21 protein-coding genes are annotated in these 23,734 nt (G+C 58.6%); 9 read left to right on the forward strand and 12 right to left on the reverse strand.

Going from position 1 to position 23,734, the window contains the following annotated elements; translation table 11 throughout:
- Positions 1-137: 137 nt before the first annotated feature.
- The 12 genes from ACQZ6D_RS08735 to ACQZ6D_RS08790 form a co-directional block, all read right to left on the reverse strand.
- Complete coding sequence (locus ACQZ6D_RS08735; protein ID WP_019566431.1) at positions 138-863, reverse strand: amino acid ABC transporter ATP-binding protein; 726 nt, start codon at positions 861-863, stop codon at positions 138-140.
- Positions 841-1,500, reverse strand: a complete 660-nt coding sequence (locus ACQZ6D_RS08740) for an amino acid ABC transporter permease (RefSeq protein WP_019566432.1) — start codon at positions 1,498-1,500, stop codon at positions 841-843. The genes ACQZ6D_RS08735 and ACQZ6D_RS08740 overlap by 23 nt, the downstream gene beginning before the upstream one ends.
- Positions 1,497-2,168, reverse strand: a complete 672-nt coding sequence (locus ACQZ6D_RS08745) for an amino acid ABC transporter permease (RefSeq protein WP_003517793.1) — start codon at positions 2,166-2,168, stop codon at positions 1,497-1,499. Before ACQZ6D_RS08745 ends, ACQZ6D_RS08740 begins: the two co-directional genes overlap by 4 nt.
- Positions 2,169-2,240: 72 nt before the next feature.
- Positions 2,241-3,026, reverse strand: coding sequence for a transporter substrate-binding domain-containing protein (locus ACQZ6D_RS08750; protein ID WP_019566433.1), 786 nt, complete (start codon positions 3,024-3,026; stop codon positions 2,241-2,243).
- Entirely contained in the window at positions 3,023-3,775 is a 753-nt protein-coding gene (locus ACQZ6D_RS08755; RefSeq protein ID WP_003517798.1) for a GntR family transcriptional regulator, read from the reverse strand. The genes ACQZ6D_RS08750 and ACQZ6D_RS08755 overlap by 4 nt, the downstream gene beginning before the upstream one ends.
- A 167-nt stretch (positions 3,776-3,942) precedes the next feature.
- Positions 3,943-4,923 carry a 3'-5' exonuclease gene (locus ACQZ6D_RS08760; RefSeq protein ID WP_112154421.1) on the reverse strand — a complete coding sequence of 327 codons (981 nt, stop codon included), beginning with the start codon at positions 4,921-4,923 and terminating at the stop codon, positions 3,943-3,945.
- A gap of 199 nt (positions 4,924-5,122) precedes the next feature.
- Positions 5,123-6,922, reverse strand: coding sequence for an NAD(P)/FAD-dependent oxidoreductase (locus ACQZ6D_RS08765; protein WP_448730278.1), 1,800 nt, complete (start codon positions 6,920-6,922; stop codon positions 5,123-5,125).
- A 66-nt stretch (positions 6,923-6,988) separates the two neighbouring features.
- Complete coding sequence (locus ACQZ6D_RS08770; protein WP_112154420.1) at positions 6,989-8,062, reverse strand: 2,3-butanediol dehydrogenase; 1,074 nt, start codon at positions 8,060-8,062, stop codon at positions 6,989-6,991.
- A gap of 176 nt (positions 8,063-8,238) precedes the next feature.
- Positions 8,239-10,113 carry a sigma-54-dependent Fis family transcriptional regulator gene (locus tag ACQZ6D_RS08775; RefSeq protein ID WP_003517806.1) on the reverse strand — a complete coding sequence of 625 codons (1,875 nt, stop codon included), beginning with the start codon at positions 10,111-10,113 and terminating at the stop codon, positions 8,239-8,241.
- 109 nt (positions 10,114-10,222) lie between these two features.
- Complete coding sequence (locus tag ACQZ6D_RS08780; protein ID WP_112154419.1) at positions 10,223-10,636, reverse strand: hypothetical protein; 414 nt, start codon at positions 10,634-10,636, stop codon at positions 10,223-10,225.
- 147 nt (positions 10,637-10,783) lie between these two features.
- Positions 10,784-11,677: a lytic transglycosylase domain-containing protein gene (locus ACQZ6D_RS08785; RefSeq protein ID WP_112154418.1), complete on the reverse strand. Its 894-nt coding sequence runs from the start codon at positions 11,675-11,677 to the stop codon at positions 10,784-10,786.
- Between the two features lie 196 nt (positions 11,678-11,873).
- Complete coding sequence (locus tag ACQZ6D_RS08790; RefSeq protein ID WP_003517811.1) at positions 11,874-13,658, reverse strand: methyl-accepting chemotaxis protein; 1,785 nt, start codon at positions 13,656-13,658, stop codon at positions 11,874-11,876.
- Between the two features lie 444 nt (positions 13,659-14,102).
- On the opposite strand from ACQZ6D_RS08790, the gene ACQZ6D_RS08795 reads away from it, so the two are divergent.
- The 9 genes from ACQZ6D_RS08795 (at position 14,103) to ACQZ6D_RS08835 (ending at position 23,731) form a co-directional block, all read left to right on the forward strand.
- Positions 14,103-14,576: a VOC family protein gene (locus ACQZ6D_RS08795; RefSeq protein ID WP_025595986.1), complete on the forward strand. Its 474-nt coding sequence runs from the start codon at positions 14,103-14,105 to the stop codon at positions 14,574-14,576.
- Between the two features lie 260 nt (positions 14,577-14,836).
- Complete coding sequence (locus ACQZ6D_RS08800) at positions 14,837-16,180, forward strand: extracellular solute-binding protein (protein WP_111804097.1); 1,344 nt, start codon at positions 14,837-14,839, stop codon at positions 16,178-16,180.
- Positions 16,181-16,255: 75 nt separating this feature from the next.
- On the forward strand, positions 16,256-17,146 hold the full coding sequence (locus tag ACQZ6D_RS08805) for a carbohydrate ABC transporter permease (protein WP_003517818.1): 891 nt from the start codon (positions 16,256-16,258) through the stop codon (positions 17,144-17,146).
- Positions 17,147-17,156: 10 nt separating this feature from the next.
- The gene (locus ACQZ6D_RS08810; protein ID WP_003517820.1) at positions 17,157-18,044 is read left to right on the forward strand and encodes an ABC transporter permease subunit; all 888 of its coding nucleotides are present in this window, start codon (positions 17,157-17,159) and stop codon (positions 18,042-18,044) included.
- A gap of 41 nt (positions 18,045-18,085) precedes the next feature.
- On the forward strand, positions 18,086-19,207 hold the full coding sequence (locus ACQZ6D_RS08815; protein WP_025595982.1) for a sn-glycerol-3-phosphate import ATP-binding protein UgpC: 1,122 nt from the start codon (positions 18,086-18,088) through the stop codon (positions 19,205-19,207).
- Between the two features lie 453 nt (positions 19,208-19,660).
- The gene (locus ACQZ6D_RS08820) at positions 19,661-20,989 is read left to right on the forward strand and encodes an LLM class flavin-dependent oxidoreductase (protein ID WP_448730277.1); all 1,329 of its coding nucleotides are present in this window, start codon (positions 19,661-19,663) and stop codon (positions 20,987-20,989) included.
- 149 nt (positions 20,990-21,138) lie between these two features.
- Entirely contained in the window at positions 21,139-22,134 is a 996-nt protein-coding gene (locus ACQZ6D_RS08825) for an aliphatic sulfonate ABC transporter substrate-binding protein (RefSeq protein WP_448730276.1), read from the forward strand.
- Positions 22,131-23,000, forward strand: coding sequence for an ABC transporter permease (locus tag ACQZ6D_RS08830; protein WP_003517829.1), 870 nt, complete (start codon positions 22,131-22,133; stop codon positions 22,998-23,000). Before ACQZ6D_RS08825 ends, ACQZ6D_RS08830 begins: the two co-directional genes overlap by 4 nt.
- Positions 22,997-23,731 carry an ABC transporter ATP-binding protein gene (locus ACQZ6D_RS08835; protein WP_013761384.1) on the forward strand — a complete coding sequence of 245 codons (735 nt, stop codon included), beginning with the start codon at positions 22,997-22,999 and terminating at the stop codon, positions 23,729-23,731. Before ACQZ6D_RS08830 ends, ACQZ6D_RS08835 begins: the two co-directional genes overlap by 4 nt.
- Positions 23,732-23,734 lie beyond the last annotated feature (3 nt).

Here is a 23,734-nt window from a genome sequence, read left to right on the forward strand (position 1 = left end):
ACATGAAATCGGGAAAAGAGTGCCATCGAAACGAACTGGCTGACACCACTGGAATGGCGGACATTTTCCCGGCAAACACAACACAAAGGCTACTGCCGACGCACGCACCGCTCCGGTCGCGTGCGTCGGTACTGTGCTTAGATCATGCCAAGGAACTGCTTGAGTTCCGGCGTCTGGGGATTGGCAAAAACATCTTCCGGTGGGCCGATCTCGTGCACGCGGCCCTGATGCATGAAGACGACGCGCGAGCAGACGTCGCGGGCAAACTTCATTTCATGCGTCACCATCAACAGGGTCATGCCTTCCTTTGCCAGTTCGCGCACGACGGCTAGCACCTCAGACACGAGTTCGGGGTCGAGCGCCGAGGTAATCTCGTCACAGAGAAGGGCGATAGGCTGCATGGCAAGGGCGCGGGCAATCGCCACGCGCTGCTGCTGGCCGCCGGACAGTTCATCCGGATAGGCATCGAACTTGTGCGCCAGCCCGACACGCTCCAGCATCCTGCGCGCCGTCACCTCGGCCTCCGGCTTGGTGACCTTTTTAACCACCATCTGCGAAAGCATGACATTGCCGCCGGCCGTCAGATGCGGAAAGAGGTTGAATTGCTGGAAGATCATGCCGACCTTCAGCCGCAATGCCTTCAGATGCAGCTCATCGTCCAGCAACTGCGCACCTGCCACCTGGATCGAGCCGGCGCTGATCGTCTCCAGTCCGTTGATGCAGCGAAGCAGCGTCGATTTTCCAGAGCCGCTTTTGCCGATGATGGCGATCACCTCGCCGGGTTCGACATCCAGATTTATGCCCTTCAGCACCTCATTGTCGCCAAAGCTCTTGTGGACTTCAGTGATTTCGATGAGCGACATTGAGCTTCCTTTCTAGGAACTGGCTGGATTTCGACAGCGGCCAGCAGAGGGCGAAATAGATGAGAGCAACCAGCCCATAGACGGTGAAGGGCTGGAAGGTGGCATTGGTGACGATCGTGCCGGCCTTGGACAGTTCAACGAAACCGATGATGGAGGTGAGTGCTGTGCCCTTGACGACCTGCACGGAAAAACCGACCGTTGGCGGAATGGCGATCTTGAGCGCCTGCGGCAGGATGACGTAACGCATCTGTTGCAGGCGGCCCATGGCAAGGCTGGCGGACGCCTCCCACTGGCCCTTCGCAATCGCCTCAACGCAGCCACGCCAGATTTCCGCAAGGAAGGCAGCGGTCCAGAGGATAAGCGCCACGCCAGCCGCAAGCCAGGCCGGAACATCAACCCCGAGGAGACCGAGGCCGAAAAAAGCGATGAAAAGCTGCATTAGCAGCGGGGTGCCCTGAAAGACTTCGATATAGATGCGGGCAGCGCGGTTCAAAGCCCGGCGCGGGCTGATGCGCAACCACAGAAGCACGATGCCCACCATACCGCCGCCGATGAAGGAAACGAGCGATAGCAACAGCGTCCAGCGGGTGGAGAGCAGCAGGTTGCGCAGAATGTCCCAAAAGGTGAATTCAGTCATCGTGCCGCCCTCCTCGGGAAAAGAAAGCTGCCGAGCGCCAGCATGCCCTGCCGCAACAAGATGGCGAGCAGCAGGTAGATGACAGTTGACAGGATGTAGGCTTCGAAGGCGCGGAACGTGCGCGACTGGATGAAGTTCGCCGCAAAGGTCAGGTCTTCCACCGCAATCTGCGAGACGACGGCCGAGCCGAGCATGACGATCACCACTTGCGAGGAAAGCGCCGGCCAGATGCGTTGCAGCGAAGGTGTGAGCACCACATGGCGAAACGTTTCGAAGCGCGTCATGGCAAGGCTCGCGCCCGCCTCGAACTGGCCCTTCGGCGTCGCCTGAATACCGGCGCGGATGATCTCGCAACTATAGGCGCCCAGATTGACGATCATCGCCAGATTGGCCGCGGTCAGCTCTGTAAGCTTGAAACCAAGTGAAGGCAGGCCAAAGAAGATGAAAAACAACTGGATCAGAAAAGGCGTATTGCGGATGAGCTCCACATAGGTGCCGACGATGGGCTTCAACCATGAAGGTCCGAGCGCCCGGGCCCAGGCGCAGGCGATGCCAAGTGAAACGCCGACCACGCCGCCGACCAGCGTGAGTTGGCTGGTAATGGCGATGCCTTTGGCAATTTGTGGCCAATATTCGCCAAGCCACAGGAAATCAAATTGATAGCTCAAGAAACAGTCCCCTTGCGCCGGTGGAGAAAGGCGTCATCCCGGCGGATCCGGGATGACCATGGCAAACGATGATCAAAGATCTTTCGGCAGATCCTGGCCAAGCCACTTGGTGGCGATCGCATTCAGCGAGCCGTCGGCCTTGGCTGCAGCTACGGTGGCGTTGACCTTTTCCAGTAAGGCCGGCTCGTTCTTGTTGAGGCCGATGTAGCAGGGAGAGTTCTTGATGAGGAACTTCAATTCCGGACGCTTCGGCGGGTTCTTGGCGAGGATGGCGGCTGCAACCACGTTGCCGGTCGCGACAACTTCCACCTGGCCCGAAAGGAAGGCCGAGATGGTGCCGTTATTGTCCTCGTAACGCTTGATGGTGGCGTCCGAAGGCGCGACCTTCGTCAGTTCCAGGTCCTCGACGGCACCGCGCGTGACGGCGATGGTCTTGCCCTTAAGATCTTCGGCCTTGGAGATCGCGACGTCGGCCGGGCCGAAAACGCCGTTGAAGAAAGGCGCGTAAGCATCAGAGAAATCAATAACTTTTTCACGATCTGGATTCTTGCCGAGGCTGGAGATAACGAGATCGACCTTGTTGGTCTGGAGATAGGGAACACGGTTGGCACTGGTGACCGGGACGAGTTCCACCTTCACGCCCAGCTTGTCGGCGATCATCTTGGCCATGTCGATGTCATAACCCTGCGGGGTCATATCAGCAGCAACGCTGCCGAAGGGCGGGAAATCCTGCGGTACGGCCACACGCAGCGTGCCGCGTGCGGTGATGTCGGCAAGGGCATCCGCCTTGGCGGGCGCGGAAAAACCAAAGGCGGCAGCCATGGCGGCGGCAGCGATGAGGGTCCGTCTGAAGATCATATGTCATTCTCCTTGTGTTGATTGTGTTGCATGTGAATTTTATCCGGATCGCCGCCATTCATTTCCGGTAGGGCGAGCGACCGGCGAAGGCCGGCGAGAGGATCGGGGCGTCGAGTGAGGTCGAGGCCGGTTTCCACCTCGTCCAGATGCTCGATGGAAAGCTCCGCCGCCCTCACGAAATCGCCCGCAGCCATCGCGTCGAAGATACGGCAATGCCCCTCATGGGACTGGAGGGCATGAAACTCCGACTGGTAGAGCATGGAGATCAGAATTGTCCGGGCGGTCAGATCGCGTAGCAGCTCGATGAGCACGGCATTGCCGCAAAGCTCGGCGATGCGGATATGAAAATCGCCCATGAGGCAGGTAAGGCGCTGGCGGTCACCTGCGGCTATTGCGACTTTCTCTTCCTCAAGATGCGCGACGAGGACCTTGCGCCCCTCCTCCGACAGCATCCGCATGCTGCGAAGCAATCCGGATTCGATAATCCGCCGCGCCTCATAGATGGTCATCGCCTCCTCGGCGGAGGGCTCGACGACGAACCACCCTCGCCGCGCGCTGACATGGACGATGCCACGTGTTTCCAGCCGCATCATCGCCTCCCGTACCCGCGTACGTGAAACGGAGAAGAGTCCAGCCAGCTGATTTTCGCTGAGCCGCGTGCCCGGCCGGATGCGCGCCGAAAGAATGCCGGAAACGATGGCTTCTTCGATGTTTATCTGACGGTCCTGCTTGGTATGTAAATCTTGCATACAAGACTGAAAGCAAGGCCCGTGCCAGAACAGATATTGTTTTAAAATCAAAATGCAGCGAAAAAAGCTCGCGCCTACTCGCTCAAATTTTGAGCAAGAAAATCGACAAACATCAAAAAAAACGCAGAGCTGTGCAAACTTGACGGTATGACCGTCGCGGTTTCTTTCTAACCGGCTTTGAACCGGTCGAATGCCGTCAGATACTTGACCGTGGGATCGGCGTCCCAGCGGTAAATTTCGGTTCGGAGGAAATGCAGCTCTTCTTCGAGCTTTTCCTCCGCCAGTTCCACCCACCATGATTTCGGCCGGCCATCGGAACCATCAGACCAGCGATAGCCCCGCTTTTTCAGATGATCCTTCATGTCGAACGGGCTGTTCTCCGCGTAAATGCGAACCCGGGAGTGCTGGCTGGCTTCATGGAGTTCCATGAAGGGCGTCCCGCTTTGGCCGGCGCGTACCTGTTCCAGCACCTCCAGCAGAGCGAAACAATCGTCGACTGCTCGGTGGCCGTCATGAAAATAGCCGGATTGCCCGATGAGGTAGGCGAGCTTGCTGCCCTCAAAACCCCGACCACTCCAGTCAATCTCAGAGACGGAGCAGGCCCAGGCCTTATTGCGGAAGATCGGCGAGAAGGCCTCGCAAAACGGACGATCGAAGCCGGCATTGTGGGCAATGATCAGATCAGCACCTTCAACAAGGGAGGTCAGCCGGTCGATGTCTATCGTCTGTCCGGCAACCATTTCATCGGTGATACCCGTCAGGCGCGTGATTTCTTCCGGAATGGAAGTGCCCGGCTGTCGCAGACCGCCATAGACCCCGGTGACATCCCCGATCGTGCCCTGATCGTCGAATGTGAAGGTAATGACGCCGATTTCGATGATCTCGTCAGTTCGGTGGTTGAGGCCCGTGGTCTCGGTGTCGAGGATCACGCCCTGACGTGGAAACCCCGGTCGCGGCTGCTCGCATATCGCGCGCGCCTGCAACTTGCGCAGGACGCGGTAATTCCCTGTGGATTCGAGATGTGCGGCCAGAGCCTCATCGTCAGGAACCGATTTCTGCATCGTTTCACGACCACCCGCTTTTCGCCCGCGCTCAGCCTGAGGAAGCCGCGCCGTCGCGGAAGCGAAAAAATCCAACTGGGAGGTCATTGTTCTTCTGTCCGCTTTGGCCGGAAATCGATATTGAGTTTTCCAACATATGCGCAGAGGCTCACACTAACAACAGCGGTTGCCGTGATCCACAGAAACCGGGCGGCGTCCGTTTGGCATTGCCCGCATTGGATTCAGAAAAGGGGCGGAATGTTCCGCCCCCTTTCTACGTTACCTTTATCGATCGAAATACCCGTGGTCAGCGTGTGTGGTGAACCGGTTGCAATGCATAGACAGGTGTAGGAAGCCCCTCCATGCGCGCTTTCAACTGCAACGCGAGATATTGCGAATAATGCCGCGACTGGTGCAGGTTGCCGCCGTGGAACCACAGCGCCTCCTGCTGCGTCGGCTTCCACATGTTGCGCTGCTCGCCTTCCCACGGCCCCGGGTCTTTCGGCGTATCCGAACCGAGACCCCAGACCTTGCCGACCCTGTCTGCTGTTTCCTGATCAATGAGATCGGCGACCCAGCCATTCATCGAACCATATCCCGTCGCATAGACAATGACGTCAGCAGGGATCTCCTTGCCGTCAGCGAGCTTGATCGAATTTTCGGTGATCTCGTCCACCTGACCGGCGGCAAGCTTCACCTTGCCATCGATGATCAGCTGCGAGGCGCCGATATCAATATAATAACCGGAGCCGCGCCGCAGGTACTTCATGAAGAGGCCAGAGCCATCCGCACCCCAGTCTAGCTGGAACCCCGCTTTTTCCAGTGCGGCGTAAAAATCAGCGTCGCGCTCCCTCATCTTGTCGTAAAGCGGGATCTGGAACTCATGCATGATCCGGTAGGGCAGCGACGCGAAGATGAGATCGGCCTTCGCCGTCGTCACCCCATTCGCCAACGCCTGTTCGGAATAGAGCGCACCGAGCCCTATATCCATCAGCGTATCGGATTTGACGATATGGGTCGTCGAGCGCTGGATCATGGTCACATCGACACCCGCTTCGTGGAGTGCGGCGCAGATATCATGGGCCGAATTGTTGGAACCGATCACGGCGACCTTCTTGCCCTTGTACCCATCCGGCCCCGGATGCTGCGAGGAGTGGTGCTGATCGCCGTTGAAGCGCTCGCGCCCCTTGAAATCCGGAATATTAGCCTTGCCGGACATGCCGGTGGCAAAGACCAGTTGCTTTGGCCGGAGCACGACTTCCTCGCCATCGCGATCGACGACGATCGACCATTCCTTCGCCGCCTCGTCCCACTTGGCGGATTTGGCAGTGGAGCGGGTCCAGTAGTTCATTTCCATTACCTTGGTGTAGAATTCGAGCCAGTCACCGATTTTGTCCTTGGGGGCAAAGACCGGCCAGTTCTTCGGAAAATCGATGTAAGGCAGATGGTCGTACCAGACCGGGTCATGCAGGCAGAGCGACTTGTAGCGCTTGCGCCAGCTGTCACCCGGCCGCTCGTTCTTTTCGAGTATGATCGTCGGCACGCCGAGCTGGCGCAACCGGGCGCCGAGCGCGATGCCGCCCTGTCCACCGCCGATGATGACGGTATAGGGCTGCTTGTCATAACCGAGCGTGCGCGCTTCCTCCTCGCGCTCCTCCATCCAGGTTTTGGCACCAAGGTTCTGGCCGTGCCTTGCGCCGAGCGGGCGGGTGAAGCCCGATTTTTCCTCATGGCCCTTCAGTTCGGAAAGCGCCGTCAGCAGCGTCCATATCTGCCCGTTCCTGAAGCGCACGAGGCCGTAGCCGCGCCCTGTCGCCGTCTCGAAGGTGATCCAGCTTTCAAGCACACCATCCGCCTCCGTTGCCTCCTCGCCGGTAGCGATGCGCCAGTTTGTGGGTCTGGCCGTCGAAAGCTGCGCCTGCAGCATGTCGCGCACCTGATCGCGACCTTCAACGGTCTTGATGTTCCAGGTAAAGGCAACGAGGTCGCGCCAGTAGCAATCCTCGGCAAACAGATTAACGGCATCATCGATGCGGCCAGCTTCGAGTGCTGCCCCGAACGTATCGAGAAGCGCCTGAAGGCGGGTGGTGGGGGTCTTGTCGAGCATGTATTCCTCCTCCTGCTCAATGTGGAAACGGGACGGCTCCTCAACCGCCCCGCACTTCAAATCGGCCTATCGCGACAGGTCGATCAGGATCTTCAGATGTTTGCCGGCCGGGTCGAGCAGCTGGTCGAACCCTTCCGTGACCGCCTCGCTGAGTGAGACGTTTTTGGTAACGATCCGGCTCGCCGGGATCTGGCCGCTGGCAATCAGCCGGGCAACACGCGGCCAGTAGTGAGTCGGATAGGCCCAGGAGCCGCGGATATCGATGTCCTTGAAAGTCACGTCGAACCAGTTCAGCGGGTTTTCGCCGGGGTGGAGGCCGGTCTGCACCACAACGCCCTGCTTGCGCACTGCATCGGCGCAGTTCTTCAGCGCATATTCATTGCCGACGCATTCGATGGCGACATCGCAGCCAACATTGCCTTCGGTCTCGGCGCGGATGACATCGCCCACCTTTTCCGTCTTGGGATTGATCGTGCGCACCTCGCCAAGCGCCGCCCGCGCCAGCGCCAGACGCGTGTCGTTGAGATCGGAAAGAAATATCTGCGAGGCACCGGCCGCCCTGGCCGCCATGGCGACGAGAATGCCGATCGGCCCGGCACCGGTCACAAGCACGCTGCTGCCGGCCGTGACACCGCCACGGTCGCAGGCATAAACCGCGACTGCCGTCGGCTCGATGAGGGCCGCTTCCTGATCGGAAAGCGCATCGGGTATCGGCTGGACGTTATAGTCGTTGAGAAGAGCGGCCTGCGCCATGCCGCCGGAATGCCAGGACAGACCGGCGAGAGCGAGATTTTTACTCAGGTGATAAAGACCGCGATCAGCATAATAGTCGCCATGACGCGGCATGATGAGCGGCTGGATCGATACCCGGTCGCCGGGCTTTACATGGCTAACGCCCTCGCCTACGGCCTTTACGACACCGCCGAATTCATGACCGAGAATTTGCGGCCCGTGCGCGCCGGTGAAAGGATGCGGCTCCTTCGGCACGAAGATCGGGCCATAGGAATATTCGTGCAGGTCCGTGCCGCAGATGCCGCAGAACTTGTTTTCGACGAGCACCTCACCCGGACCGGGCTCGGGCGGCATATCCACATCCTCGATGCGTAGGTCCTTGGCGGCGTGAAAGCGCAGTGCTTTCATTGCATTTCCTCCTGTAGTTCTTGCACAGAAGGATCAGCAAGCGGCATGCCAGAATGGCTTGCGCCATATCTTGACGTATTTTCAATTGGTTACAAATTCAGCTCTGAGGCTCGCCGGCAGAATGCAACAGGTTCCGTGCAACAGGTGTTGCAATGGTCGCACCGGTTCGGACGCAGTCAATTCAGGCGTTTGAGACGGCGGTGAATGGTGGAGCGGTTGACGCCGAGGCTTCGCGCCAGCGCCGAGACGTTGTTGCCGCAGTCCTTCAGCGCCCGACGCAGATCGTCGTCATCGCGCAAAGCATCATCGGTGGCGACTTCGGCAAAGAGGTGTTCAGGCAGGCAACCCGGATCGATCTTGCCGCCATCGGAAAGCGCGGCTGCAACCCGCAGTGCATTGAAGAGTTCGCGCAGATTGCCCGGCCAGTCATGGTCAAGCAGAATTGCCCGTGCCGCCTTATCGATCCTGTAGGTCTCGCCGTTTTCCTTCTCGATGCGGCGGAGAAACTGATCGATCAGCCAGCCGAGATCCTCGCGCTCCCGCAGCGCCGGCAGCGTCACCGTTGCGGCGTTCAGGCGATAATAGAGGTCCTGCCGGAAACGGCCTTCCTTCACCAGTTCGGCAAGATCGCGGTGCGATGCGGACAGTACTCTCAGACGCACCGGCTTGGCTTTCAATGCGCCAACCGGCTGCACCTCGTTTTCCGAAAGCACGCGCAGCAGGCGGCTTTGAAGAGAAAGCGGCATGTCGCCAATCTCATCCAGGAACAAAGTGCCGCCACTTGCCTCCTCGATGAGACCGCGCTTGCCCTTCTGGCTGGCGCCGGTGAAGGCACCGGGTGTGTAACCGAACAATTCGGATTCGATCAGATGCTCCGGGATTGCCGCACAATTGACGGCGACGAAATTGCCGTCGCTGTTGCAGCTGTCATGGATCGCCCGTGCCAGATATTCCTTGCCGCTGCCCGTCTCACCCTGAATGAGGATGGGAATATCGCGGGCGGCAAGCTTTGCTGCCCGCGCCTGCACCTTTTCCATCGCCGGATCGCCGTTGCTCATGTCCCTCAGCGCTCGCGGCAAGCGTGGCTCTGGCGTGACAGGAGCGCGAATGCTGACGGCGGGCGCGATCGCGCTGGCAAAAAGCACCAGACCGTTGCGGGCGCGCAAAAGCCGCTCGCCATTCGGCCGCCCGCGCATAAAGCGCGGCAGGTCGTCCACATCGATATCGAAGACCGAGGAAATCGGCTGGCCGAGAAAATCGCGGGTGGCAAGGCCGTGCATGTTCATGGAGCGCGCCAGCGCGCCGAAGCCACCATGGGTCATGCCGGTGATACGTCCGCTGCCATCAAGGGCGATCGCCGCATCGGGATCGACGTCAAGAAACTCAGGTGAACGGGCAAGACGCAACACCCAGTCATTGCGGGTGCGGGTCATGAGATTGGCAAGCTCGATGCGCCGCGCGGTGGAGGCAACGAGATGCAGCGCCAGTTGCTGGCTGGCCTTGGCCGTCGGCGAGCGCAGCTGGGAAATGTCGAGCACGGCGGTGAGATCGCCGAGCGTATCGAAGACGGGCGCCGCAGTGCAGGTCAGCCCGATATGGCTGGTATCGAAATGGTCATCCTGATGGATGATCACCGGCTCGCCGGAAACGAGGCAGGCGCCAACAGCGCAGGTGCCGGCCCGGTTTTCCGACCATTCCGAGCCAAGGTAAAGCCCCGCCCGCCGCAACTGGTTGTCGAAGGTCGGGTCGCCCATGAAATCGACGGTAACGCCGCGCGCATCCGACAGCAGCAGGACGTAATTCTGCTCGGCAATCTGGTTGAACAGGGCTTCGAGACCGGAGCGGCCGATACGGATGAGCTCTTCGGCCTGCTCGCGATGCTCCCGAAGCTTCAGCTCGGGCACGATATAGGCTTCCTGCGCAATCGTTGGGTCGAGCTTGTAGTCATTGAGGCAGCGCAGCCAGGACTGGATGACCGGCGTATCACGCGGGCTGACCGCGCCCATGCCGACACGTTCGATTTCCCGTATATGCGACAGCGTCGATACCATGCACGCATCCTCCGGCACGGATGGTCGCATATTAGGAGATCGCCCACAATCCACCTCTTACGGTGGTTCGGTCGTTCGACGCGATGTAACAGTCTCGAATGCGACCGCCTCAGGTGTTTGGGCGATTGATAATGTTCTCGCAATTGGCCGGATTGCCGATGATTTCGCTGGTCTTAATGGTGGAAGCGGGATCCGCGGTGATCTTGATGATGCAGTCGCGGCGATGCTCCTTGATCTTCATGCCTTCCGTTTCCGATATCCGCACCTGCCCGTTCAAGGTGCGGATTTCCCGCTTGTTGGAGAGGCCGGCATAGGTCTCAACATCCACCTTCAGCCAATAGGATTCCGTCGCGCCCTTGTCGATGATCACCTTGTTAGGGCGGCCGAGTCTGGCGACAGCCGCATCCAGGGGTTGGCCCACGAGGCTCGCCACGGTTTGAGATGCGTCAGTCTGCCCGGTCGTTGCGCACCCAGAAATGGCGGCCAGCACGCCGACCAGACATCCCGTTTCAAGCCATGTCATTTTCAGTTTTCTTCCCTCACATAATACCATCAGCCGACACGTTCCGTCGTCAGCGTTGCAATCTAGGCTCGATAATTGTGCTCTGAAAGGAGGTGCGACCCAGATGCTGATCAACTTGTTATGATCGACAGGGTCATACAGGTGTTCTCATCTGTTGCGGAACACGGTGCAGGGAATGCCGGCCTGGCGGATTTCGCCGCAAAGCTCGTTGGCCTGGGCGCGTGTATCGCGGCCGATGCGGGCGGCATAACGCGGGCGCGAACCGAAATTGCCGCCTCGCTGCCGCACGATCAAAGCTCGTTCGGCATTAAGCGGCCCGGATAGTTGGCCAATGGCGCGGGTAAAAAGCCGGTTCGCCACCGCCGGATTATAATGCGCGGCAAGCTGCACGCCCCAGGGCGCCCAGTCGGCCGACGAGATGAGGACAGGATCGTTCATCGTTCGCGTATCGGCCAGACGCAGACAGGCATCGATGAAAGAGCGGGTCTCATCCAATGCCGGGGCCGCCTTTTCCGGCGGATTGTCCTTCCATTTCTCAACCGGATATCCCGTTATCGCAAACACATAATCCCGGGTTTCCGTCGGCAGCCGACCGGTCGCGATAAAATTCCGCAATCCCGCCTCGCCCGCATTATAAGCTGCGGCGGCGAGACCGAAATTGCCAAACTGCTTATTCAACTCGGACAGATACCGGGAAGAGGCCTCGAGTGCGGCGATTATGTTGAAGCTGTCTTTGAGACCACGAAGCTTTGCGGTTCCAGGCATGAACTGTGCTATGCCTTCCGCGCCCTTCGGGCTGACCGCATTGGCCCGGAACAGGCTTTCCCGCCAGATGAGCCGGGCGAAATAATCCGGCGGAACGGCGTGGCGCCCGGCCAGAACCTCGATGGCGTGACACAGGTCGTTATTGTAGCTTTCGACACGGATGCACAATTCCGGCGCGACATCATGGGTGTAGGCGCAGGAGACTTTGCCATCGGCCTTTTCCTCGGCCCCGGTCGTGCCACTGGCAAGCGCCAGCAACCACAGAGCAAGACCCACGCAGCGTGTCGATATCCCCGCCAAGCAAAATTCCCCGCAAATCCCACGCCCGATACGCCGATTATCAGGCATTCTGCAAGATATGCCCAGACCTATGGCTCATCTTCAATGGAAGCTTCGGTTTGGACCTTGCCGAGGCTTCCATGCGTCCAGAATAAAGGTCGCATTTCCGCGTCGGCAAGGCCATCTTGTGTGCTTAGAAGTCCTGCCAATCCTCATGTTCGACGGCGACTGCAGCGGAACCGCGCACCGCAAGCGGGCGGGATGCCGGGCGACGCGGAGTGGCAAAGGTAGCCTGCTGCTCGAAGCCGCTCCGCGACGACGATGTCGAGTGCGATGCGTCATCGAACCGGAATTGCCCTAGAAGCTCAAACAACGCTGCCGCTTCCCGTGCAAGGCTGTGGCTGGCAGCCGTCTGCTCCTCAACCATCGCGGCATTCTGCTGCGTTCCCTGGTCAACGGTGTTGACCGCCTGATTTATCTCGGCGAGCGCGGTCGACTGTTCTCGCGCGGCATCGACGATCGCTACGACATTGGTGTTGATGTCGCGCACCTGTTCCGCGATTTCCTGCAAGGCAGAGCCCGCTTTGGTAACAAGGCCAACGCCGTTTTCAACCTGCGTACCAGACGCGTTGATCAGGCTCTTGATTTCCTTTGCGGCCGTAGCCGAACGTTGCGCAAGTTCGCGAACTTCCTGCGCGACCACGGCAAAACCCTTGCCTGCTTCGCCTGCGCGGGCAGCTTCCACGCCTGCATTCAGCGCAAGCAGATTGGTCTGAAAGGCAATCTCGTCGATAACGCCGATAATATTCGAAATCTCACGCGACGATTTTTCGATCTGGTCCATGGCACTGATCGCATCGCGCACAACCTGACCTGAATGTTCGGCGTGGTCGCGGGCACGGCCGACGATTTTTCCAGCCTCTTCCGCCCGGCGGCTTGAATCATTGACGGTGGTGGTGATCTCCTCGAGGGCCGCAGCCGTCTCCTCGATAGAGGCGGCCTGCTGTTCCGTACGTCTGGCGAGATCGTCGGCCGCGGATCTTATTTCATTCGACCCCGAAGAAATGGCGCCGGCATTTTCAGAGACCAGCGTCATGGCCTTCTTGAGCTTTTTCGAGGCTGCGTTGAAGTCGGACCGCAATCTTTCAAGCGAGGGGATAAAGGGTTTGTCGATGCTCTGCGAAAGATCACCGTCAGCCAGATTGGTCAGGGACTGCGCGAGCTTTTCGACATTTTCAACACGTCCGGTCACGTCGGTGGCAAATTTGACAACCTTGAACACCTTGCCGGACAAATCGAAGATCGGATTATAGGAGGCCTGAATGAAAACCTTGCGACCGCCCTTGCCAAGCCGCATGAATTCATCCGCCACCAGATCGCCGCCGGCAAGCCTTTTCCAGAATTGCGCATATTGCGGGGACTGTGTGTAGGCGGGTTCGCAGAACATCGAATGATGCCTTCCCTGCACCTCGGCGAGCGAATAGCCGAGCGCCGCCAGAAAATTCTCGTTGGCCGTCAGGACCTCGCCGTTCGGAGAGAACTCGATGATGGCCTGCGCCCGCGACAGGGCGTCGATCTTGCCCGCATCTTCCGCCGCCTTCAGCTTGCGCTCGGTAATATCCGTGGCGATCTTGACCACTTTCACCGGCTTGCCGCGACGGTACACCGGATTATAGGAGGCCTCGATCCAGACTTCCCTGCCACCCTTGCCAATGCGCTTGTACTGCCGCTGATCGAACTGGCCGGCCGAAAGCTTTGACCAGAAGGCCTTGTAGTCCTGCGATGACACGACTTCAGGTTCAACGAACATGCTGTGGTGTCTGCCGACTATTTCCGCCAGCTCGTAACCGAGCGCACGACAGAAATTCTCGTTGGCGGCGAGAATCTTTCCGGCCATATCAAATTCGATGATGGCTTGAGATTTGGAGAGCGCGGCAAGAACCGCGAAAGCATTGGCACCACGATCAAGAAAACTCACGCGCGATCCTCCGATGGCAGCTGGACAGTTTCTACTGAAAATCGTTCACCAACAATATGATTACATTATTAAATAATATTTAAGGATAATCTTGACGTTGATCACGCGAGTTGATGGTACGGGCGAAATTTGGGCAATACGCGTCTTCCTGCCGCAAAAATCTGCACATTAGATCAAGCACGCGCTTCACGTTACAAAGAGACATTGTTTCATATTTATTCTTCAGAACGGGCGCGGCTGGGCCCGGCATATGATGCCTATCGCCGAAGGGTGAGGCGCTGGATTTAAATATCCATGCGCGTCGTGTTTGATCATCGCGCCGGCACCGTCATGACGCACAACCTTTATTCCTTTGCAAAATTGCACCTTCCCCCTCCTTTCGGAACGATCGGCGCATGGCGACATTGTTTACCGAATGGGGCTTTCTTTTGGGAGGAACACGCCGTGAAGAAGAACATGATCTGCATCTGGTACGATAGGGATGCCGAGGCCGCAGCCAGATTTTATGCCGAGACCTTTCCCGACAGCACCGTCAATTCCGTCTATCGGGCGCCGGGCGATTACCCCTCCGGAAAGGAGGGGGACGTGCTGATGGTGGAATTCACGGTGGCAGGCGTCTCCTGTATCGGCCTCAACGGTGGGCCGACATTCAAGCACACCGAGGCTTTCTCGTTCCAGATTTCGACTGAGGATCAGGAAGAGACGGACCGATACTGGAATGCCATCGTCGGCAACGGCGGAGAAGAAAGTGCCTGCGGCTGGTGCAAGGACCGATGGGGCATCTCCTGGCAGATCACCCCGCGGGTGCTGATGGAAGCAATGTCCGCCGGCGGCGCCGAGGCCAAACGTGCCTTCGCGGCAATGATGGATATGAAGAAAATCGACGTCGCCACCATCGAGGCGGCACGTCGGGGTTGATGCTAACAAGTCACTCAGCGAAAAGTAGCGAAGAAAGACATTTCAAGTAAAGAACTGAAAAGCAACGGAAAATCAGATAAAACCCGTTTATCTGATTTTCCCTGGACGCCTATGCGTGCCTGTACCTTCACTCATCACAAAACGTTCAACAAAGTGTAAGCGATCCGTCAAAGACGGCTGCTAGCAGAGCCCGTGGCTTCGTGTTGGGGACGTGACGTCCTCGCCGGTCATGCCATTACTCCATCAACGGGGCTCAACTTATGAAATCTTCCGCTCTGACCTCTTTCGTGGCAGGCGTTGCCATTGCCGCCGCCTTCGGCGCCACGGCTGCCCACGCAGAAAAGATCAAATTCGAATTCTGGCACGGCCTTTCCGGCGATCTCGGCGACCGGGTTCAGGAAACCTGCAAGAAGTTCAACGACTCCCAGGCTGAATTCGAAATCGTCTGCACGTCGCAGAACGACTACGACGCCACGCTGCAGAACACCATTGCCGCCTACCGCGCCAAGAAGCAGCCCGCCATTACCCAGATCTACGATGCCGGCACGCTGGACATGATGTTGTCCAAGGCTTTCGTTCCCGCCAAGAAGCTGATGGCCGACAACGGCTACAAGATCGACTGGAACAACTATTTCCCCGGCATTGCCAATTATTATGCAACGGCTGACGGCGAGCTGAACTCCTTCCCCTATAATTCCTCCACCGCGGTCTTCTATTACAATGTCACCGCTTTCGAAAAAGCCGGCATCACCTTCAAGCCCGACACATGGGAACAGGTTGAAGAAGCCGCTCGGAAGCTCAAGACGGCCGGTTTCGAATGCCCGCTGGCCTTTAATTTCGACACCTGGATGCTGATGGAACAGTTCTCTGCCATCCACAACCAGCCAATCGCCACCAAGGGCAACGGTTATCAGGGCCTCGACGCCGAACTGACGATCAACAAGACGAAGTTCGTTGATCAGGTCAAATTCTTCAAGAAGATGCAGGACGAGAAGCTGTTCGTCGTCAAGACCAAGCAGCTCGGCATGGATATCCTGCCCGCTTTCACCTCGCAGACCTGCCAGATGTTCATGTCCTCGATTGCCGGCCATGGCACCGTCGGCAAGACCATGCCTGAGGGCGTGAAGTGGGACGTCGCCATGCTGCCGATCTGGAAGGGCACCGAGCGCCACAACTCGCTGGTTGGCGGCGCTTCGCTCTGGGTCATGGCTGGTCGTCCGGAAGCTGAATACAAGGGTGCGGCCGCATTCCTAAACTTCATCGCGCAGCCTGATATGGTTGAGTGGTGGTCGACCGTTACCGGCTACATCCCGGTCACCAAGACCGGCTTCGACGCCATGAAGGCCAACGGCTTCTACGACAAGGCGCCCTACAAGGGCCGTGAAAAGGCAATCGAAAGCCTCACGTTTACGCCGCCTTCCGAATATACCCGCGGCATCCGCCTCGGCGGCTTCACGCAGATCCGCAAGGAAGTCTCGACCTCGCTCGAAGCCATCTTCATGCAGAACGCCGATATTCAGACCGAACTCGACAAGGCTGTCGAGCGCTCGAATGCCGGCCTGCGCCGCTTCGAAAAGACCTATGCCGGCGCCAAGCTGAACTAAGCGGTCCTTTTCGCCTGGGTTTGCCCGTCTCCGCGCGGGCAAACCCTTAATGCCATTTTCTGTTTCGGATATTTCATGGAAAAGCGCGCCGTTTTCAAAAGCACATGGTTGCCGCTGCTGTTCGCATTGCCGCAGCTGGCACTGATCCTCCTGTTCTTCTACTGGCCCGTGGCGGCGGTGATCAACTGGGCCTTCACCCTCCAGCCGCCCTTCGGCGGCGCGGCAGAATTCGTTGGTTTCGCCAATTTCCAGGAAGTCTTCTCTGATCCATTCTACTGGCATTCCGTTACCGTCAGCCTGATCTTCGCGACCGTCGGCCCCTTCGTCGCCATCCTCATCGGCCTCACCTTGGCGCTCTCCGTTGACCGCCAGCTTCCCGGCTCTGGATTTTTCCGGGTTCTGTATATCCTGCCCTTCGCCATCGCAGGTCCCGCCGCAGGCATGGCCTTCCGCTTCATCCTGTCGCCGGAACGCGGGTTGGCCGCTTCACTCAACGCCGCCTGGCCAGATATCTGGAACCCGGCGAAATACGGCGAACATGCACTGGCGCTCGTCATCGCCATCTTTATCTGGAAATGGGCGGGCTACACCTTCATCTTCCTGTTTGCCGGCCTACAATCCGTGCCCCGTTCGCTGACGGAAGCTGCGGCGATGGATGGCTCCGGCCCGATCCGCCGCGCCATAGACATTCAGGTGCCGTTGCTCGCACCCACGCTGTTCTTCCTGATGGTGACGATGATGACCGAGGGTTTCGTCGGCCAGGACACGTTCGGCATCGTGCATTCGCTGACGGCGGGCGGCCCCAACCGCGCCACCGATGTGATGGTTTACCGCATCGTCACCGAGGCCTTCGAAGGGCTGAACTATTCCGGCGCCTCGGCACAAACCATCGTCCTCATCGGCCTCATCATGGTCTTCACCTTCATCCAGTTCCGCTTCATCGAGCGGCGCGTCCATTACAAGTGAGGCCTGAGAGATGATACAGCGCACGCCCTATGCCGACGCCTTTACCTACGTGGTCATGGTCGCGGGACTTCTGCTTCTTATCGGTCCCTTCATCGTGGTACTGGCCGGCGCCAGCCAGACGGTGCAGCAGGTGAACCACACGCCCTTCAGCTTCATGCCGCAGGGCGAGCTTTTCAAAAATCTCAGCACCGCCTGGAACCGCGCCAATCTGGGCAACGCCATGTTCAACAGTCTGGTGATGGCCTCGCTGGTCACTGCGGGAAAGGTAGCCCTTTCCGCTCTGACCGCCTTCGCCATCGTGTTTTTCCGCTCACCGCTGAAACACCTGTTTTTCTGGTCCGTCTTCATCACGCTGATGCTGCCGCTCGAAATTCGCGCCGTTCCGACCTATGCCGTGGCAGCGGATGTGTTCCAGCCGTTCCGTTACCTTATAGCGCTGGTAAGCGGTGTCGAAGTCAACATCGAATGGAACCTGCTGAATTCCTATGCGGGCCTGTCGCTGCCGCTTGTCGCCACCGCCACCGGCACCTTTCTCTACCGACAGTTTTTCATGACCCTGCCTGATGAACTTGCGGAGGCGGCGCGCATGGATGGCTCCGGCCCCGTGCGTTTCTTTTTCGACGTGCTGCTGCCGCTCTCGCGCACCAACATGCTGGCCCTCACCACCATTCTCTTCGTCTCCTCGTGGAACCAGTATCTGTGGCCGCTGCTGATGGTCACCGATCCCTCCTACAAGACGGTGATGATGTCGTTGCGTGCCCTTTTGCCTTCGGAGGACGGCACGCCGGACTGGAACGTCACGCTTGCCGGTTCCCTCATCATCATCATGCCGCCGCTTCTCGTCGTGGCGTTCCTGCAACGCTGGTTCGTGCGCGGTCTCGTGTCATCCGACAAGTGACGACGCGACGCGTGGCTCTCAACAACAAGGTTCTTAATATCATGGCTCAGATCGATATTCGGCAGGTCCGCAAATCCTATGGCAAGACCCCGACCCTGCACGGCGTGGATCTCACTTTCGAAACCGGGGAATTCGTCGTCATCCTCGGCCCCTCGGGCTGCGGCAAGTCCACACTTCTGCGAATGATCGCTGGGCTGGAGGATATCACGTCAGGTGAAATCGCCATTGGCGGGCGCGTCGTCAACACGCTGGAGCCGCGCGAGCGCGGTTGCGCCATGGTGTTCCAGAACTACGCGCTTTATCCGCATATGACGGTATCAGGCAATATCGGTTATGCGCTGAAGGTCGCAGGCGTTCCCAAGGCTGAACGTCTTCGCCGCATCGAGGAAACGGCCAAGATCGTTGGCCTTTCCGACTATCTCGAACGCAAGCCTGCCGCCCTTTCCGGTGGCCAGCGCCAGCGCGTGGCCATGGCCCGCGCAATCATCCGCGAACCGCAGGTATTCCTGTTCGATGAACCGCTGTCCAACCTCGATGCAAAGCTGCGTGTGACGATGCGCGCCGAAATCCGCAAACTGCACCAGCGCCTATCGGCCACCTCCGTCTTCGTCACCCATGATCAGGTGGAAGCCATGACGCTGGCCGACCGGCTGGTGGTGATGAACAAGGGCAATGTGGAGCAGGTCGGTCATCCGCTCGATATCTATCACCGCCCCGCCAGCACCTTCGTAGCCTCCTTCATCGGCTCACCGGCGATGAACCTGTTTAACACGCGGGTGGAGGTCGAATCTCCATCCGTCATGCTGGGCGGCCAGCCGGTGAAACTCTTCCCCGAGACCGCGCTGGAGCTGCGCGGGCGCGACGTGACAGTCGGCATTCGCCCTGAACAATGCCTGGTCAGCATCGAGGGTGCGGGCGTGCCCGCAACCGTGGACTTTGTAGAAGAGCTGGGTTCCGGCCGCATCGTACATGCGGAAATCGCCGGCGAAACTTTCTCCGCAGCCATCGGCGAAGATCTGTTGGTCAAACCCGGCCAGCGCATCCACTTCGAACTGCCTCCGGCCCACCTCCACTTTTTCGATCCGGCCACCGGCAAGCGCATCGAAACGGAGGGTGCCATCGAGACAACCCGCATCGGCAACGAAAAGCTGCTGGCAGTTTGATGGCGGACGTTTGAGCACAGATCAGTCCGGCGCGGTTTGGGGGTGTCCCAACCACGCCGGATCTCCAAACGACGTTTTCGATCTCTAACTACGATTTCGAAATCATCCAGTACATTAGCTAAATCGAACAATATTTTGAATTTAAGCCATTTTCTCACTAGAATCACTGCGCGAAATACGTCGAAATTTGCTTGGCGATCACCACGGGAAGCACATCGCCTGCCGGATATGATGTCAACACGATGAGGCAAACCCGTTGCAGGCAAAGCGATCTTGCGAAATGAATGATTTCAGGAAAAATCTTTCTGTTTGGAAATCATAATCGCAATAGTCTTTGCCGCACCGAGCCGCCAGCAAGGCTATCGTCGCGATGAGGACCGAGCCGGTCTTAGATCCTTGGCGGCCGACAGACAAAACGCTCGGGTCAAAACTTCAACGAAAGAGTGAAGCCCAATGGCAAACGATCGCAATCTGCATCTCGGCGCCTTCATGCGGCCCGTCAGTCTTCACACGGGTGCGTGGCGTTATCCCGGATCCTTCCCGGATGCGAACTTCAATTTCGGCCATCTGGCGCGATTTGCGCAACAGCTTGAAGCCGCGAAATTCGATGCATTTTTCATGGCCGATCATCTGGCGGTGCTGAACATGCCGACGGAAGCACTGCGCCGCAGCCATACCGTCACGTCTTTCGAACCCTTCACCCTGCTTTCGGCGCTCGCCGCCGTCACCTCCCGCATCGGGCTGGTTGCCACCGCCTCCACAACATTCGATGAGCCCTACCACGTAGCGCGGCGTTTCGCCTCACTCGATCACCTCAGCAATGGTCGCGCCGGCTGGAACATCGTCACCACAGCGAATCCGGATGCGGCGCTTAATTTCGGTCGGGACGAACAGCCTGACCACACGGAGCGTTATGGAAGAGCGCGGGAATTTTACGACGTCGTTACCGGGCTGTGGGATTCCTTTTCCGATGATGCCTTTCTCCGGGAGGTCGATAGCGGGTTGTTCTTTGACCCTGAAAAAATGCATGTGCTTAATCACAAGGGACCGGAATTTTCCGTGCGCGGTCCGCTCAATATAGCGCGTCCGGTGCAGGGCTGGCCCGTCATCGTTCAGGCCGGGGCTTCAGAGCCGGGGCGCCAGCTTGCAGCCGAAACTGCCGAGGTCGTTTTTGCGGCAACACCCACGCTTGCGGCGGGAAAAGCGTTCTACAGGGACGTCAAGGACAGAACCGTTGCGGCAGGCCGTTCCCGCGACGGCATTGTCATCCTGCCGGGCGCTTTCGTTCTGGTCGGCGATAGCGTGGAAGAAGCAAAGGCCAAACGCGCCAGGCTCGACAGCCTCGTCCATTATGAAAGCGCGATAGCCTCGCTTTCAATTGCGCTCGGCCACGATGCTTCGAGTTTCGATCCCGATGGCCCCTTGCCTGACATTCCCGAAACCAATGCAAGCAAATCCAGCCGCGAGAGGGTGATCGAACTTGCAAGGAGCGAGGGGCTGACGGTGCGCCAGCTGGCGCAGCGGCTGGGTGGCTATGGGGGTCTCGCATTTGTCGGCACGGCAAAAACCATCGCCGACGAGATGGAACAATGGCTATACGAAGAGGGGTCGGATGGCTTCAACGTCACCTTCCCGTTCCTGCCTGCCGGACTTGACGATTTCACGACCCTGCTTGTGCCCGAACTGCAAAGGCGCGGCCTGTTTAGAAAGGACTATGAGGGAACGACATTGCGCGATCATCTCGGTTTGCAACGCCCGGCCAATCGTTTTTTCCCTGAATAACGCGCCGTCGCGCCGATCCGGCCAGCGGTAGGGAGATTTTCCACGCCCGCCCTGAAGTTTGGGATGAGGTTCCAGAAGGCTGGATTGACCTCATAAACGCTGGCCCATACCCTTTAAATACACAAATTACATAAATTAGGTACACTATTATGAAGGCTAAACATTCTCGCCGCCAGATCCTGGCACTCAGCATTGCCGGGGCTCTCGCAGCACCCTTTGCCACGGGCAGCGCGCTGGCCCAGAGCTCACAGGAGTTTCCTGCTGAGCTGAAGCTGGATTGGGGATTTTACTCCTCACACACGCTGCTGATAAAGAACAAGGGCTGGCTTGAGGAAGCGTTCAAGGATGTCGGCACCAAGATCACCTGGGTACAATCCCGCGGAAGCAACAATTCGCTCGAATTCCTGAAGGTCGGCTCGACGGATTTTGCCGGTTCGGCAGCACTTTCCGCGTTTCTGGCCCGCGCTAATGGTGTGCCGCTGAAGGTGATCTATGTGGCAAGCTGGGGCGGTTCTTCCATCATACAGGTTCGCCCGGATTCGCCGGTCAAGACCGTCGCCGATCTCAAGGGCAAAACCATTGCGGTCACCAAGGGTACCGCGCCCTATTTCACCCTCCTGCGCGCCCTTGCCCAAAACAAGCTTTCGATCGATGACCTCAAGGTCGTGAACCTGCAGCATCCGGAAGGATTCAACGCGCTTCAGCAGGGACAGGTTGATGCATGGGTCGGCATCGATCCACATACCTCTCAGGCAGAACTTGCCGGCGACAGGGCGATTTTCGATGAGCGTAGCTGGCGCGACGGCAGCGTCTTCAGCGTTTCCGAGGAGTTTCTGGCGAAATACCCGAAAGCGGTCGAACGCCTCCTCGGTGTCTGGGTCGAGACACAAAGATGGATCCGTGAAAACAACGGCGAATTCATCGATTTCGTCACGAAGGTCACCGGCAACGATCCCCAGATCACCAAGCTGACGATCGAAAAGCGCGACTGGAAGGATCCTGTTCCAGGCGAGGAACTGCTGAACTCGATCCGTATCGTGACCCCGTTGCTCGGCGACGACGTGCTGCGTCCTGGCGTCAATGTCGACAGCGTCCTTTCATCGCTGATCGATCCGGCACCGGCGAAAAAGGCGCTGGGAGCATGAATTCCCATCCGCGCGAATTTCAGCGCGTGAAGCAGACTGCGAAACAACTTCCCTCCCGACTGCCGTTGGTGCAAAGAGTGGGGAATTTCCTGGGACGGTTCGACCTGCGCGGCGCGATCGTGCCAGTCGGCTCATTGTTGCTGCTGGAATTCTTTGTGCGCGTGGGCTGGGTAAGCCCCTATGTGCTGCCGCCGCCCTCCGAGCTTTATGACACGTTTCTAAGGCTCGCCGAGGGTCCTTTGTGGACGAATGTCGCAGCCAGTACCGCCCGTGTCTTTGTCGGCTTCGTCATTGGCTCCCTTCTTGCAATCGTCGTCGGTTCGCTGGTCGGGCTGGTCGTTGCCGCCGAGCGTTACCTTGAACCGACGTTTCAGGCGCTACGCGCGGTTCCGAGCCTCGCCTGGGTGCCGCTGCTGATGATCTGGTTCGGCATTGGCGAAACCTCGAAAATCGTGCTGATCGCCAAAAGCGCGTTTTTCCCTGTTTATCTCAACCTCTTCTCCGGCATCCGGAATGTCGACCGCAAGTTGGTGGAAGTGGGCGAGATGTATCGCCAGCCGCTGCCAGTGCTGGTTTGGCGGATTTTCATTCCCGCTTCTTTGCCACATCTGTTCACGGGCTTGCGTTACGGCCTGTCGCTGGCCTGGCTGAGCGTTGTCGCAGCGGAACTTCTGGCGGCTTCCGAGGGCATCGGCTACATGCTATCCGATGGGCGCGAACTCTCCCGACCCGATCTGGTGATGATAGCGATTATCTGCCTTGCCGTCCTCGGCAAGATTTCCGACAGCCTCTTCAAGATAGTCGAGGAACGTTGCCTCAGATGGCGCGACACTTATCCCCTTCAGCAAGGAGGGCGCCTGCGATGAGTTTGCTCAATGTCGATGTTCGCGAAAAAGCCTTCGGAGACACGGTTGTCCTTCAGGATATTCACCTGACGCTCGGCGATGGTGAAGCGGCGGTTCTTCTCGGGCCAAGTGGGTGCGGGAAAAGCACCTTGCTGCGCATCGCCGCCGGCCTCGACCGGCATTTCTCAGGCGCTGTGAAGGTTCAGCAGGCAAAGGAAGTTCAGGCATCGGACTCACCGCCCATCGCCTTCGTCTTTCAGGAACCCCGCCTGATGCCGTGGCTGACAGTTGCCGAAAACATCGGTTATGCGGCCGGCAAGAAATATGATGTTGAGCGGGTAGAAGGACTGATCAACGATGTGGGCTTGAGCGGCCATGGCAGCGCGTTACCGAAAGCCCTTTCAGGCGGCATGGCGCAGCGTGTCGCCATAGCAAGAGCGCTCTATACCCGGCCGCGCATCTTGCTGCTCGACGAACCCTTCAGCGCGGTCGATGCTTTCACGCGGATGAAATTGCAGGACCTAGTTCTGAAACTCGTCGAACAGCGCGGCATTTCCTTCCTGCTCGTCACCCACGATATTGACGAGGCGCTTTATCTCGGTGACCGCATTTACATGATGGGTGCCCATGACGGCCGTATCCAGCAGCGGATAGAAGTGGACGAGCCGCGCCCGCGCGACAGAAGGTCGCCGCAACTCGCCACCCTCAAGAACGAGGTGCTGACTGCCCTGCACAACGCCCACGTCATCTGACTG

This window comes from Agrobacterium sp. 22-3639C2 (assembly GCF_053522105.1).

Bases quoted from the DNA above. Each gene is read 5' to 3' on its own strand.
- ACQZ6D_RS08760 (WP_112154421.1), bottom strand. From the start codon at position 4,923: ATGACCTCCCAGTTGGATTTTTTCGCTTCCGCGACGGCGCGGCTTCCT.
- ACQZ6D_RS08735 (WP_019566431.1), bottom strand. From the start codon at position 863: ATGTCGCTCATCGAAATCACTGAAGTCCACAAGAGCTTTGGCGACAAT.
- ACQZ6D_RS08825 (WP_448730276.1), top strand. From the start codon at position 21,139: ATGAAGGCTAAACATTCTCGCCGCCAGATCCTGGCACTCAGCATTGCC.
- ACQZ6D_RS08740 (WP_019566432.1), bottom strand. From the start codon at position 1,500: ATGACTGAATTCACCTTTTGGGACATTCTGCGCAACCTGCTGCTCTCC.
- ACQZ6D_RS08770 (WP_112154420.1), bottom strand. From the start codon at position 8,062: ATGAAAGCACTGCGCTTTCACGCCGCCAAGGACCTACGCATCGAGGAT.
- ACQZ6D_RS08755 (WP_003517798.1), bottom strand. From the start codon at position 3,775: ATGCAAGATTTACATACCAAGCAGGACCGTCAGATAAACATCGAAGAA.
- ACQZ6D_RS08800 (WP_111804097.1), top strand. From the start codon at position 14,837: ATGAAATCTTCCGCTCTGACCTCTTTCGTGGCAGGCGTTGCCATTGCC.
- ACQZ6D_RS08820 (WP_448730277.1), top strand. From the start codon at position 19,661: ATGGCAAACGATCGCAATCTGCATCTCGGCGCCTTCATGCGGCCCGTC.
- ACQZ6D_RS08815 (WP_025595982.1), top strand. From the start codon at position 18,086: ATGGCTCAGATCGATATTCGGCAGGTCCGCAAATCCTATGGCAAGACC.
- ACQZ6D_RS08765 (WP_448730278.1), bottom strand. From the start codon at position 6,922: ATGCTCGACAAGACCCCCACCACCCGCCTTCAGGCGCTTCTCGATACG.
- ACQZ6D_RS08805 (WP_003517818.1), top strand. From the start codon at position 16,256: ATGGAAAAGCGCGCCGTTTTCAAAAGCACATGGTTGCCGCTGCTGTTC.
- ACQZ6D_RS08780 (WP_112154419.1), bottom strand. From the start codon at position 10,636: ATGACATGGCTTGAAACGGGATGTCTGGTCGGCGTGCTGGCCGCCATT.
- ACQZ6D_RS08775 (WP_003517806.1), bottom strand. From the start codon at position 10,113: ATGGTATCGACGCTGTCGCATATACGGGAAATCGAACGTGTCGGCATG.
- ACQZ6D_RS08830 (WP_003517829.1), top strand. From the start codon at position 22,131: ATGAATTCCCATCCGCGCGAATTTCAGCGCGTGAAGCAGACTGCGAAA.
- ACQZ6D_RS08810 (WP_003517820.1), top strand. From the start codon at position 17,157: ATGATACAGCGCACGCCCTATGCCGACGCCTTTACCTACGTGGTCATG.
- ACQZ6D_RS08750 (WP_019566433.1), bottom strand. From the start codon at position 3,026: ATGATCTTCAGACGGACCCTCATCGCTGCCGCCGCCATGGCTGCCGCC.
- ACQZ6D_RS08835 (WP_013761384.1), top strand. From the start codon at position 22,997: ATGAGTTTGCTCAATGTCGATGTTCGCGAAAAAGCCTTCGGAGACACG.